The organism is Pseudomonas sp. SDO524_S393, assembly GCF_054071875.1.
On record NZ_JBSVVZ010000015.1, the window covers coordinates 84,122 to 95,560 of the forward strand.

General features: G+C 61.1%; 11 protein-coding genes and 1 tRNA gene. 5 read left to right on the forward strand and 7 right to left on the reverse strand.

The genetic code is table 11. The features are described from left to right. Position 1 precedes the first annotated feature (1 nt). Both ACW9IB_RS09360 and ACW9IB_RS09365 read right to left on the reverse strand, forming a co-directional pair. Positions 2 to 415, reverse strand: coding sequence for a hypothetical protein (locus tag ACW9IB_RS09360; protein WP_457413359.1), 414 nt, complete (start codon positions 413 to 415; stop codon positions 2 to 4). A 71-nt stretch (positions 416 to 486) separates the two neighbouring features. Then, entirely contained in the window at positions 487 to 1,440 is a 954-nt protein-coding gene (locus ACW9IB_RS09365; RefSeq protein ID WP_457413361.1) for an alpha/beta hydrolase family protein, read from the reverse strand. Between the two features lie 178 nt (positions 1,441 to 1,618). On the opposite strand from ACW9IB_RS09365, the gene relB reads away from it, so the two are divergent. From relB to ACW9IB_RS09385, 4 genes are all read left to right on the forward strand, one after another. Next, the gene (gene relB / locus ACW9IB_RS09370) at positions 1,619 to 1,810 is read left to right on the forward strand and encodes a type II toxin-antitoxin system RelB family antitoxin (RefSeq protein ID WP_457368190.1); all 192 of its coding nucleotides are present in this window, start codon (positions 1,619 to 1,621) and stop codon (positions 1,808 to 1,810) included. Beyond that, positions 1,800 to 2,069: a type II toxin-antitoxin system RelE/ParE family toxin gene (locus ACW9IB_RS09375; protein WP_457413366.1), complete on the forward strand. Its 270-nt coding sequence runs from the start codon at positions 1,800 to 1,802 to the stop codon at positions 2,067 to 2,069. The genes relB and ACW9IB_RS09375 overlap by 11 nt, the downstream gene beginning before the upstream one ends. A 79-nt stretch (positions 2,070 to 2,148) precedes the next feature. Beyond that, positions 2,149 to 3,111, forward strand: a complete 963-nt coding sequence (locus ACW9IB_RS09380) for an arsenic resistance protein (RefSeq protein WP_457413362.1) — start codon at positions 2,149 to 2,151, stop codon at positions 3,109 to 3,111. Positions 3,112 to 3,198: 87 nt separating this feature from the next. Beyond that, the gene (locus ACW9IB_RS09385) at positions 3,199 to 4,806 is read left to right on the forward strand and encodes an ArnT family glycosyltransferase (protein ID WP_457413363.1); all 1,608 of its coding nucleotides are present in this window, start codon (positions 3,199 to 3,201) and stop codon (positions 4,804 to 4,806) included. A gap of 87 nt (positions 4,807 to 4,893) precedes the next feature. Here the strand turns inward: ACW9IB_RS09385 and ACW9IB_RS09390 are convergent, their stop codons facing one another. The 5 genes from ACW9IB_RS09390 to ACW9IB_RS09410 form a co-directional block, all read right to left on the reverse strand. Next, a complete protein-coding gene (locus tag ACW9IB_RS09390; RefSeq protein ID WP_457368187.1) occupies positions 4,894 to 5,214 on the reverse strand; it encodes a hypothetical protein in 321 nt (106 codons plus the stop codon). 411 nt (positions 5,215 to 5,625) lie between these two features. Beyond that, positions 5,626 to 5,701: transfer RNA gene (locus ACW9IB_RS09395), tRNA-Phe, on the reverse strand. 103 nt (positions 5,702 to 5,804) lie between these two features. Continuing rightward, positions 5,805 to 6,077 (reverse strand): oxidative damage protection protein, encoded by a 273-nt coding sequence (locus ACW9IB_RS09400; RefSeq protein WP_457343728.1) that lies wholly within the window; start codon positions 6,075 to 6,077, stop codon positions 5,805 to 5,807. After that, positions 6,074 to 7,141, reverse strand: a complete 1,068-nt coding sequence (mutY, locus tag ACW9IB_RS09405; RefSeq protein ID WP_457368185.1) for an A/G-specific adenine glycosylase — start codon at positions 7,139 to 7,141, stop codon at positions 6,074 to 6,076. The genes ACW9IB_RS09400 and mutY overlap by 4 nt, the downstream gene beginning before the upstream one ends. Next, a complete protein-coding gene (locus ACW9IB_RS09410; RefSeq protein WP_457413365.1) occupies positions 7,138 to 9,357 on the reverse strand; it encodes an AsmA family protein in 2,220 nt (739 codons plus the stop codon). Before ACW9IB_RS09410 ends, mutY begins: the two co-directional genes overlap by 4 nt. Positions 9,358 to 9,683: 326 nt before the next feature. On the opposite strand from ACW9IB_RS09410, the gene ACW9IB_RS09415 reads away from it, so the two are divergent. Continuing rightward, positions 9,684 to 11,345, forward strand: a complete 1,662-nt coding sequence (locus ACW9IB_RS09415) for an OFA family MFS transporter (protein ID WP_457368183.1) — start codon at positions 9,684 to 9,686, stop codon at positions 11,343 to 11,345. Positions 11,346 to 11,439 lie beyond the last annotated feature (94 nt).

The following is an 11,439-nucleotide window of genomic DNA, read 5'->3' on the forward strand; positions in this document are numbered from 1 at the left end:
GTCAGTCTGCCGGGTTGGTGAGCGCCTGGGACGCCGCGACGTAATCCGCCTGGAACTCGGGCGATTCGATCCATGCCAGGGCGGCGGGTTCGTCCTCGGTGTCGGTGGCCCACTGGCGGTACTCGATCAGGGCGGCCAGGATAAAGTCGGTGGCTTCCTCCTCACCTTCCTGCTCCAACACCAGCGCCAGCAGCGGGTGGGCCAGGAATGCCGCGCACAGCGCCTGTTGACTGGTCTCGCCGGCCGTGCGCATTTCGACGAACAACTCCGTCAAATCCACCGATTCCAGATCGATACGGCTGTCATCGCCGGCAAAGGCATCCGGTTTAGCCGCGCCGGCACGTTGGGTGCGGTTTTGCTTGGCCTTGGCCTTTGCCCGGTGGGCACGTTTTTGCTGCTTGTTCGGCGAGGCCATGGGCGCACGTCCTTGGGGTCGGGAACTGGGTGGCGTATTGAAGCGCAGGTTGGGCGAAATCCCAAGGAGTTCTAGGCGCGTTCCGTCACGCGGTGCCCGGGTGTGTCCGGTGCCAGCTCGCCGTGTTGAAGCCACGCCAGTGCAATCGGCCACAAGCGATCCTGATAGGCGCTGCGGAAGAAGGCGAAATGCCCGACGTCGTTTTCGCCGATGTCTTCAGGCGCGATGCGCAGGTGCGTGCGTTCGCTGTGCACGAAGTACCCGAGCAAGCGTTCGATGGCCGCGACGGTGCCAAAGGGGTCATCGGTGATGCTGATCGCCAGTACCTGCGCTTTGACATGGCGGAAGGGCAATGTGCCGAGGGCCTTGGCGCTAGGGCGGGTTTCGTAGCGCGGCGTTGGCGTGCTCCAGTCGCGCACCACGCCTGCCGGTGTGTCTTCCAGCCAGCCCATGCGCTTGCCGGGGAAGTAGCCGAGCAGCGCGGTCAGCAGAGGCATCACCACATGCCATTTGCCAACCATCCGCCAGCGTCCGTTCGCCGCATAATCGCGCCAGTAGGCAAACTGCGCGCCCACGGTGACCAGTCGCCGAATCACGGCGCCAGACGCCCCGAGCCCCGCGGCACAGCCACCGAAGCTGTGGCCGACCACATCGATCGGCTGGCCGGGAAACTCCCGCTGCGCGCGCTGCAACATGGCTTCGAAATCCAGCACGCCCCAGTCCGACCACGAGGCTTTGAGCCCGCGCAGCGAACCGTGGCGGGATTCGCCAATGCCGCGGTAGTCGAAGGTGATCACGTCGAGACCGTTGGCGAACAAGTAATCGGCAAAGCGCGCGTAATGACGGCAGCGCACGGACGTGGCGGCGTTGATGATCACCACGGGGCGATTGAGATCGGTGCGGATATGGCGCCAGGTGAAACCGCCAAGCAGGTAGCCGTCGGCGGCGGGCTCCTTGAAGGGCGTGCTCTGGCTGAGCTTGAGCGGGGCGGCAGGTGCCTGCGATGAAGCGTCATTCAGGTTCATTGTTTTTGAGCCTGTCCGGGTTTTTATTTTTGGTAACGGTTGCGCAGTTTGCCAGCACTTGTATCTCTTTCGACAGCTTCACTAACCTTCGTCTCTCTTAAAAAGGCCATATATCCGAGAGGAACGACAGCACACCATGGACCGATTAGACTGGCAGGCATCCTTCAAGGAGGTCTCTATGAGCATCCCACTTTCTCCCATCGTTTCAGAGTTTGAAACAGAAGAGCAGGCTGCCAGCTATGACCGCTGGTTTCGCGCCAAGGTACAGGCTTCGATGGATGACCCTCGACCAAACATTCCGCATGAGCAGGTTATGGCTGAGATGCGCGTTTTGATTGAATCCAAGCGAAAAACGCAAGATGCGGGTTGAGTGGCGACCTGAAGCGCGCGCCGAGCTGAGAGCAATTCTGGAATACATTATTGAGCGCAACGTTGGAGCTGCTCGTGATTTGAATGAATCCATAGAGGCGGCGACAACGGCTCTTCCTGATCACCCCTTCCTCTATCGTGTGGGTCGAATCGCGGGTACTCGAGAGATTGTCGTGCACCCTAACTATCTGGTGGTGTATCGAATTACGGATTGGATTGAAATACTGACCGTGCTGCATGCTCGGCAGGAGTACCCCTGATAACTCGCTGGTTATATCGCTCGACCGTCAACCTCCACATGCATAACCTTGCGCTTTAGCGATCCGATAGAGCCGGCTTATGACCCGCGACACCCTCGAACACAACCAGATCCCGCTCTACTTCATCGTCGTGGCCCTTGCCGCTGCCTTCGGTCTGCTTGCGCCTTCATTGGCGCGCGGCCTCCATGCCTGGATAACCCCTGCCATCGCCGTGCTGATGTACGCGATGTTCCTGCAAATTCCCTTTCTGGACTTGCGCCAGGGCTTGGGCAACAGGCGCTTTCTGTCGGCATTGTTGCTGGCCAATTTCATTCTGGTGCCCTTGCTGGTGTGGGGGCTGACCCTGGGGCTCGTTGAGCGCCCGGCACTGCTGGTGGGGGTGTTGCTGGTATTGCTGACGCCGTGCATCGACTACGTGGTGGTGTTTACCCATATCGGCAAGGGCGACGCGCGGGCGATGCTGGCGGCGACGCCGGTGCTGTTGTTGCTGCAATTGGTGCTGCTGCCGGTGTACCTGGGGCTGATGCTGGGCACGCAGTCGGTGGTGGTGGCGCCAGGGCCTTTTATCGAGGCGTTCCTGCTGTTGATTGTGCTGCCGATGGTGGTGGCGGTGCTCACTGCGTCGCTGACGCCCCGATTGAAACTGATCCGGGCCTGGAGCAATGCCTGGGCCTGGTTGCCGGTGCCGGCCATGGCATGGGTGTTGTTTGTGGTGATCGCGTCGCAGATCACCTCGGTGGTGCGTGATATCGAGTGGTTGTTGCCGGCGATCCCGGTCTACCTGGGGTTCCTGGTGCTGGCGCCGTTGCTGGGGGTGCTGGCCGCACGCGTGTTTGCGTTGCCGGCGGCGACGGCACGGGCGGTGACGTTCAGCGCGTCGACCCGTAACTCACTGGTGGTGCTGCCCCTGGCGCTGGCCTTGCCCGAGGATGTGCGTGGGCTGGCGGCGGCGGCGGTGATCCTGCAAACCCTTATCGAGCTGGTTGGCGAGTTGATCTACATTCGCCTGGTTCCGGCGTGGGTATGGCCCGCAGGTCGCTAAGCGCGGGAATGTTCAGGTCTGTTCAGGCGCTATTCAGCAGTGCAGTCGGCACCATAAGGCGGCGCCCTCTACCTGACAGGTCAACCGATGGATCACCGCAACCGTTTCCGCCTGGAGTCCCTGGGCATTTTCCTGATGGCTTTGCTGTTGTTCACCCTGGGCATCTGGGATCAGCAGCCCCAGGGGTTTGACGGGCGCTGGGCGTTGTTCCTGCAAGAAATGTTTCGTCATGGCGCGAGTCTTTTCCCTACCACCTACGGCCAGCCGTACGCGGACTACCCGGGCACCGCGACCTTCTTCAGTTTTGTCTTTGCCCGCCTGTTTGGCGCCCCCAACCATCTGGCCAATGTGCTGCCGACAGCATTGGCGTCGGCTGGGGTGGTTGCCGTGATCTACCGTCTGCTGGTCGCGTCCGGCCGCCAGTGGGCACTGCTCACGGTGCTGCTGACCTTGCTCACCACTCAACTGCTTGAGAAGTCCCGTTCGGTCTGCCTCGATCAAATGGTGGCGCTGCTGTGTGTGGGAGCGTTCTACCTGCTGCACAGCGGCGAACGATTGCAGTCGCGGTGGCGACGGTTCGCGGTGTTCCCGCTGTTCCTGCTGGGTTTTGCGATTCGTGGGCCGCTGGGCCTGGTTGAGGTGTGTGGCGTGGTGTGCGTGTACTGGGCGTTGGCGCGCCCGGGTGAGCGAGTCAAACAGGTGCTGATTCACGGCACTGCCGGCCTGCTGCTGTTGGCTGCCGGCTGGTGGTTGTTGATGAAGCTGGCACGGATCAGCGGTGGCGAGGCCTTTGCCGATGAGGTGTTCAGGATGCAGGTAAGCGGGCGCCTGGATGAGATTGGCGAGCCGTTCTATTTCTACTTCAAGCTCAGCTTGTATCGCTATTTCCCTGTGGTGCCTTTGGCGTTGGCGACGCTGGTGGCGTTACGTCAACGCTGGCCGCAACGGCTGGATGACGCCGACACCCAGTTGGTGGTGCGGCTCGGCGCTTGTGGCCTGATGATTTTGCTCGGGTTGTCGGTGCCGCACTTCAAGCGGGCCTACTACATCTTGCCCATGGTGCCGATGTTTGCCGCTGTCGCGGCCTATGGGCTGCTTCAGGCGCAGGGTTGGCTTGTGGGTGCGCGCCGGGCCTACACAGGGCTTGTCTTGGCGCTGCCTGCGTTGTGTGTGCTGGTTGTATTTATTTGCCAGCACCGTTGGCAGAAGCACGGTTATTGGCCGGATGTGTCGTTGCCACTATTGCTGGGCGCGTTGATTGTGCTCCAGGCGGGTGCGCTCATCGCTTGGCGCCGGGCAGCGCGATTGGTGTGGCTCAGCCTGATCGCGCTGGCGGCGCAATGGTTGCTGTTGGTTGCGGTGGTGGAGCCGGCCAAGGACTTGCAATTCGATACGCGGCAGTTTGTAGGGCGGGTGGAAGCGCTGCGAGCGACGCAACCAGGTCCCCTGGTGTTTGTCGATTTGGGTCGGGATACCTGGGCGGTGCGTTACATGATGAATCTGGATCATGACGAGCAGCCGCTGTTTGTCGGACGCAATGAGGTCGAGCGTTTGAATGCGCTGCCTCGACCGTGTTGGGTGATTGTGGCGCACAAAGGGGCTGCGCTGCTGCAAGGCACATCGCTGGAGCATCTGCCTCCGACGTTCGAGGGGCGTTTGAATGACAACCCGCTGAAGGTGTTTTTGCTCAAGTGATGGGGGCGGCCGTTGGCGTGATCGCTTTGACTCAGACAGCAAAAAGCCCGCATGCAGCGGGCTTTTTGTGGTGGATGCGACCTTGAGTCAGGCAGCTTCCAGTACCGGAATCTGTATACCGACCTTTGCCGAGGCGAAGTTGAGGTCGCCGCTGGCAATCGACTGAGCCTTGAAGCCCTGGCCGATCAGGTCCTTGATGTAGAAGGAGTTGTACAGGAAGGCAAAGACGATGTTGCTCAGGCCCATGGTGATCATGGCGATCACGAACTGGATCAGGCCGTATTTCAGGTCGCCACGGAACAGCGCCGGGAAGCAGCCGAAAAAGAACGTCGTCCAGGAAAACCCGACAGGAGCTTCCTTCATCGCGCCCGTGTTCGGGTTTTTGAAAATGATCGATGTGTATGCCATTTACTTCTCCATGTGCCCTAGGGGATAAGCACTGCGCTGGGCGGCGTAATGCCCGTGGTATTGCGATAAAGGGGTGCGGCTCGACGATGTTTCAGGTCGAAGAAATCTTCGTTGGCCATGCTCGCGATCTTGTTGAGTGGCAACGCAAGTGTGGTGCTGTGAGGAGGGTGGAGCGCGGGGGATGTGGCCCGTCTTGTCGCCTGCTCGGGTAGTGAATGGCAGGGCTGACGGATGACGGAGAAGGATGCATCCATATCCTGTGATTCGCCGGCCTTGGCATATTTTGAATCATATCATAACGCTACTAGCGTACGGCATGACGAAGTGGCTCGAATCGCAGGCAATAAAAAACCCGCACCAGGCGGGTTTTTTGTGTTTCGGATGGTATTGGCACCACCTGAAACTTAATAGTGGTGCCCAGAGACGGAATCGAACCGCCGACACGGGGATTTTCAATCCCCTGCTCTACCGACTGAGCTATCTGGGCAACGGGGCGCATTAAACGGGTTTTTCAGGGGGGCGTCAAGCAAGTTTTCGAAAAATATTTAATTATTACCGTCGCTTACGTTCCGACCCCGGATTTTGATCAGTTATTGAGCAGGTGGCACGTAGCCGTCTGCCTTGGCGTATTCCTCGCCTGAAAAGAACTTGTCCATTTCGCCTTGCAGGTATTTGCGGTCTTCGGCGTTCATCATGTTCAGGCGTTTTTCGTTGATCAGCAGGGTCTGGTGTTTCTGCCAGTCGGCCCAGGCCTGGGCGGAGACGTGGTCAAACACGTCCTGACCCTTGGCGCCCGGGTACGGAGGGCGTTCCAGGCCGGGCAATTCTTCTTTGTACTTGCGGCACATTACGGTGCGGGTCATGACGACTCTCCTGCATTCAATACGTCGGCCGCGCGCTTCAGCAGTTTCTTCACCGGGGCGGCAAGGCCCAGGCGCGGCGGGGTGGCGAGGTTATACCAGAGCCAGTCGGCCTCGGCCACGTGATGGACGGATTCCTCGACCTGCACCAGCCAGGGCTCGATGGCCAGCTGGAAGTGGCTGAAGGTGTGGACAAGCCCTGGCAGTGCCTGTTGCTTGCCCAGTTCCAATCCATGCTGATGGGCGAGGTGGTCCAGGTCTTCAAGGTCATCCAGCTCCGGCAAACTCCACAGACCACCCCATAGCCCGGTGGATGGGCGACGGTAAAGCAGAATCGCCCCTTCGGTGTTGGCCAGCAAAGGCATCAGCGTGCGCTTCTGTGGGAGGGCCTTGCGCGGTTTGGGGATCGGGTAGCGTGTCTCCAGGCCCAGCATATGGGCTTCGCAGCCCTTCTCCAGCGGGCATAGCAGGCAGCTGGGCTTGCTGCGGGTGCAGAGCGTGGCGCCCATGTCCATCATCGCCTGGGTGTAGGCATTGACGCGATCGTGGGGTGTGAAACGCTCTGCGGTGGCCCACAGCTGTTTGGCCACCTTGGGTTCGCCCGGGTAGCCCTCCTGCGCGGTAAAGCGCGCCAGCACGCGCTTGACGTTGCCGTCGAGGATCGGCGCGCGCAGGCCCATGCTCAGGCTGGCAATCGCGCCGGCGGTGGACAGGCCGATGCCCGGCAGTTCGGTGAGCTTTTCGACATCCCTGGGAAACTCGCCGCCGTACTCGGCCACGACGATCTTCGCGGTCTTCTGCAGGTTGCGCGCCCGGGTGTAGTAACCCAGGCCGGTCCACAGGTGCAGCACTTCATCTTCCGGCGCTGCCGCCAGGGCTTCGACCGTTGGCAGGGCGGCCATGAAGCGGTCGAAGTAATTGAGCACCGTGCTCACCTGGGTCTGTTGCAGCATGATTTCCGAGACCCACACCCGATACGGCGTGATGCTCTGCTGCCAGGGAAGATCGTGGCGGCCGTGGCGGTCGTACCAGTCCAGCACCGCCGTTGAAAACTGCTCGTTTCTCATCGTTTGAACAGGCCCTTCAGAGCGTCTTTGAGCTGCGGGTTGACCTTGTCGAGCTTCTCTTCAAGCTTCTCGCCCAACCTGTTGCCGGCGGCCTTGATGGCCACCTGGCTCAAGCCGTCCTTGTCCAGGCGGCAGGCTTTGGCACCCAGTTCCAGCGGGCCACGGCAGCGCAGCGGCACCTCGATGCCCTGGAAGTTGGAGCCCACTTCACAGGCCGGGTCCGGCACTTCGCGCTGGTCGCCTTCGACGATGATGCCGACGCGGTAGTCCATGCCCAGCACGCGCAGGTCGATGTCACCGTTGCCGTTGACCGTCAGGCCCGGGATACGCACTTTGAGGTCGGGGTTGTTGGCCACGCCATTGCGGAATGTCAGGTTGCCCTTCAACTCCTGGAATGGCGTGTCCTTGCCACGCTGTTCACCGTTCAGCGTCTTGCGGTTGAGCAGGGCGATGCCGGTGCACAATTGTTGTTCAAGGTTGGCGTTGAGCAGCACGCCGTTGTTGATCACAAAGCTGGCGGTACCGTTGAGGCTGTCGATCAGCGCTTTCTGGCTGTTGCCGCGCCCGCTGAGGTTGCTGTCGAGGGTGATCTGGCCCTTGACCGGCGGGTTTTGCCCTTGAGCCTGGAGAATGCGCTCCACCGGTACCTGTTTGATACGGCTTTGCAGGGCCAGCACCGGGATGTCCTGGCGCACATCGAGTGTGCCGTTGGCCTGGAACGTACCGTTGTAGAGGCCGCCGCTCAAGGTGTCGAGCTTGAGCTGGCCGTCGACACCGGAAGCTTTCAGCGCTGCGTTCTGGATCGGCAGCTTGCTCAGGGTCAGTTGGTCGAAGGCGAGGTCGGCATTCACATCCAGCTCGCGCAGACGGGTCAGTGGCAGCAGTTTGTCGGTGCTCCAGGCGCCTTTGGTCGGTGCGTCCGGCAAGGGCGTGGTGCCACCGGCGGCCATGGCGCCGGCTTCGCTGTTCTGCACTTCGGCCTGGCGCGCGGCGGCGGCGCCCTTGGCGGATTCGGATTTGGCCGGCAAGTAGTTGTCGGCGTTGAAGTTGTCGCCCTTGAGTTGTACGCGCAGGGACTGCCTGGCGAAATCGTCCACGGCCACGCGTCCGGTGAAGGTGCTGCCGTCGAGTTTCAGGTTCAGGTCTTCCAGTGCCACGCTGGTAGGCGTGCCTTGCAGGCGGCTGACCAGCTCAACCTTGCTCAGGCTGCCCATGGCCATTGGCGGCAAGGGATGACCGACGCTGTCGAGGAACTTGGTCAGGTCGAACTGGGCGATGGACAAGGCACCGTTGAACTGCGGGGTCTTGTCCAGGTTGTTGACCTTCAGTTCACCCAGGGCGCGCAACTGGTTGGCCGAAAGCTTCAGGTTGGTCCATTCGGCGATATTGGCCGCCAGGTCCACCAGCAACTGGCCCTGGGTGGAGAAGGTCACGGTTTTGTCCAGCAGCGGCTCACCCGTGGCTTCGCCGGTGATGCGCATGTCTTCGAGCTGGTAGCGCTTGATCGCGCGTTGAATGCGCAGGTTGCCGTTGAGTTCGGTCTTGACGCGCATCACCGGCTGGTTGCTGCCGAAGAATGCGGTGAGCTTCACCGGAATGCTCGCGCCTTCATGCACGGCGCCGGCACTCAATTGGATGCTTTCGGCGCTGAACTGCTTGCCGGTCTGCTCGTCGTTGTATTCGACCCGCGCGTTGTTGACGGTCAGGCTGTCGATGTCCAGGCGAATCGGCTGCGGCGGTTTCTCTGGCTTGGGCTCGGTTGCAGGCTCGGCGGGCGTGGCCGCTGGAGTGCCGCTGGTGGTCGGTACGGTGGCTGTCTTGCCGATGTCTTCCCAGTTGCCATGGCCGTGCTTGTCCCGGTTCAGGCGCAGGTTGAGGCCTTCGACACGCACATCGCTCATCTGCACTTCGCGGCGCAACAGCGGCAGTACGCGTACCGACAGGCCAAGCATCTGCAGGTCGGCGAACGGTTGCGTCGGGTTGGTCAGGGTCGCCACGCTGGCTTCGTGCAGTTCGAGGCCGAGCCAGGGGAAGAGGCTCCAGCCGATGTCGCCATTGAGCGTCAGCTCGATGTGGGCCTTGTCGCGGGCAATCTGGCGAATCTCGTCTTTATAGTCGTTGGGATCGAAGAGGTGGGTCAGGGCGAAGCCCAGGGCCACAATGATCAGCAACAGCCCGAGAAGTACCAGACCCAGGATTTTGCCGAACGCTTTCATGGGCGAGTCCTTGTATGTCGAATTCAAAATTTAGCCGCAGAGTATAACGTCCGACGGCCAGCGTCAGTTCACGGATCGTTACAACGTATCTAACCCTGGCAAAACGGGTTTTTGGCGCCAAACAAACAGATTTCCGGAAAAAGGTGATATCAGTTTGGTTTTTCTGTCATCCACAGGTGCTAATCTCTGCACGTTCGTCTGTCGTCTGCGACACAGCGTCGCGCCTAACAAGGAGCTTTACTCAACAACAACAGCCAACGCTTTGCGTGAAAGGCTGAGGGAGAGAGCGCCTGACGGACAAATACCAATAACTGGGGGAAACACTAATGAGCACTAGCTCCGCGGCCGCTCATACTGCCGCACAGCCTGCGTTCCTGTCCAAGGAGCGCATTATCGCCAAGCCAGGGTTCAACCGCTGGCTGGTTCCGCCGGCCGCGTTGGCCATCCACCTCTGCATCGGCATGGCCTACGGTTTCTCCGTGTTCTGGCTGCCATTGTCCAAGGCGCTGGGGATTACCGCACCGGTCGCCTGCGCGCCGGACATGAGCTTCATCGCTCAGGTTTTCTCGTCCCAATGCGACTGGCCTATTTCCATGCTGGGCTGGATCTACACCCTGTTCTTCATCTTCCTGGGCTGCTCGGCAGCGATCTGGGGCGGCTGGCTGGAACATGCCGGGCCACGCAAGGCAGGCGTTGTGTCGGCACTGTGCTGGTGTGGCGGCCTGCTGATCTCGGCGCTGGGTATTTATACCCACCAGATCTGGCTGATGTGGATCGGTTCCGGCGTCATTGGCGGTATCGGCCTGGGCCTGGGCTACATTTCGCCTGTGTCGACCTTGATCAAGTGGTTCCCGGACAAGCGCGGCATGGCTACCGGCATGGCGATCATGGGCTTCGGCGGCGGCGCGATGGTGGGTGCACCCCTGGCCGCAGCGCTGATGGGGCACTTCGCCTCGCCGACCAGCGTGGGCGTGTGGCAGAGCTTCCTGGTAATGGCGGCGATCTACTTCGTGTTCATGATCGGTGGTGCGTTGTCGTACCGCGTTCCGCCGACCGGCTGGAAGCCTGAAGGCTGGACCGCGCCGGCGAAGAAAGCCAGCAATGCGATGATCACCCACCGTCACGTTCACGTGAATGTGGCGTGGAAAACCCCACAGTTCCGCCTGGTGTGGCTGGTGCTGTGCCTGAACGTTTCTGCCGGTATCGGTATCCTCGGCATGGCTTCGCCGCTGCTGCAGGAAGTGTTCGGCGGCAAGTTGCTGGGCGTCGATGTGCCGTTCGGTCAACTCAATGCTGGCCAACTGGCCTCCATCGCGGCCATCGCGGCAGGTTTCACCGGTCTGTTGAGCCTGTTCAACATCGGTGGCCGGTTCTTCTGGGCGTCGTTCTCCGACTACCTGGGCCGTAAAAATACCTACTTCGTATTCTTCGCCCTGGGTTTTGCCCTGTACGCGCTGATTCCGAACCTGGGTCACCTGGGCAACGTGGCGCTGTTCGTGGCCGCGTTCTGCGTCATCCTGTCGATGTACGGCGGTGGCTTTGCAACCGTGCCTGCGTACCTGGCCGACCTGTTCGGCACCCAGATGGTCGGCGCAATCCACGGTCGTCTGCTGACCGCCTGGGCGGCGGCGGGCGTATTGGGCCCGGTATTGGTGAACTACATCCGTGAGTACCAGTTGAGCATCGGCGTTGAACGCGCTGCGGCCTACGACATCACGCTGTACATCCTCGCCGGCCTGCTGGTGCTGGGTTTCATCTGCAACCTGCTGGTGCGCCCAGTGGCCGACAAGTACTTCATGACCGACGCCGAACTGGCCGCCGAACAGGCGCTGGGCCATGACAAAGGCGCTGATGCCACCACTTCTCTGGAGTGGAAAGCGGCCCCTGGCACCGTACCAATGGCGATCGCCGCCTGGCTGGTGGTGGGCATTCCGTTGGCATGGGGTGTGTGGGTGACCCTGCAGAAAACTGCGGTACTGTTCCACTAACCCTGTGGGAGCGGGCTTGTGTGGGGGAGGGGGGGTTTGCGAGCGGTTTTGGGTGGGTCCCCCCCCTCTCTTTCCCCCCCCCCCCCCCCCCCCC

Coding starts and splice junctions, on each gene's coding strand:
- relB (WP_457368190.1), top strand. CDS start 1,619: ATGAGCATCCCACTTTCTCCCATCGTTTCAGAGTTTGAAACAGAAGAG.
- ACW9IB_RS09375 (WP_457413366.1), top strand. CDS start 1,800: ATGCGGGTTGAGTGGCGACCTGAAGCGCGCGCCGAGCTGAGAGCAATT.
- ACW9IB_RS09415 (WP_457368183.1), top strand. CDS start 9,684: ATGAGCACTAGCTCCGCGGCCGCTCATACTGCCGCACAGCCTGCGTTC.
- ACW9IB_RS09360 (WP_457413359.1), bottom strand. CDS start 415: ATGGCCTCGCCGAACAAGCAGCAAAAACGTGCCCACCGGGCAAAGGCC.
- mutY (WP_457368185.1), bottom strand. CDS start 7,141: ATGAGAAACGAGCAGTTTTCAACGGCGGTGCTGGACTGGTACGACCGC.
- ACW9IB_RS09410 (WP_457413365.1), bottom strand. CDS start 9,357: ATGAAAGCGTTCGGCAAAATCCTGGGTCTGGTACTTCTCGGGCTGTTG.
- ACW9IB_RS09390 (WP_457368187.1), bottom strand. CDS start 5,214: ATGGCATACACATCGATCATTTTCAAAAACCCGAACACGGGCGCGATG.
- ACW9IB_RS09385 (WP_457413363.1), top strand. CDS start 3,199: ATGGATCACCGCAACCGTTTCCGCCTGGAGTCCCTGGGCATTTTCCTG.
- ACW9IB_RS09380 (WP_457413362.1), top strand. CDS start 2,149: ATGACCCGCGACACCCTCGAACACAACCAGATCCCGCTCTACTTCATC.
- ACW9IB_RS09365 (WP_457413361.1), bottom strand. CDS start 1,440: ATGAACCTGAATGACGCTTCATCGCAGGCACCTGCCGCCCCGCTCAAG.
- ACW9IB_RS09400 (WP_457343728.1), bottom strand. CDS start 6,077: ATGACCCGCACCGTAATGTGCCGCAAGTACAAAGAAGAATTGCCCGGC.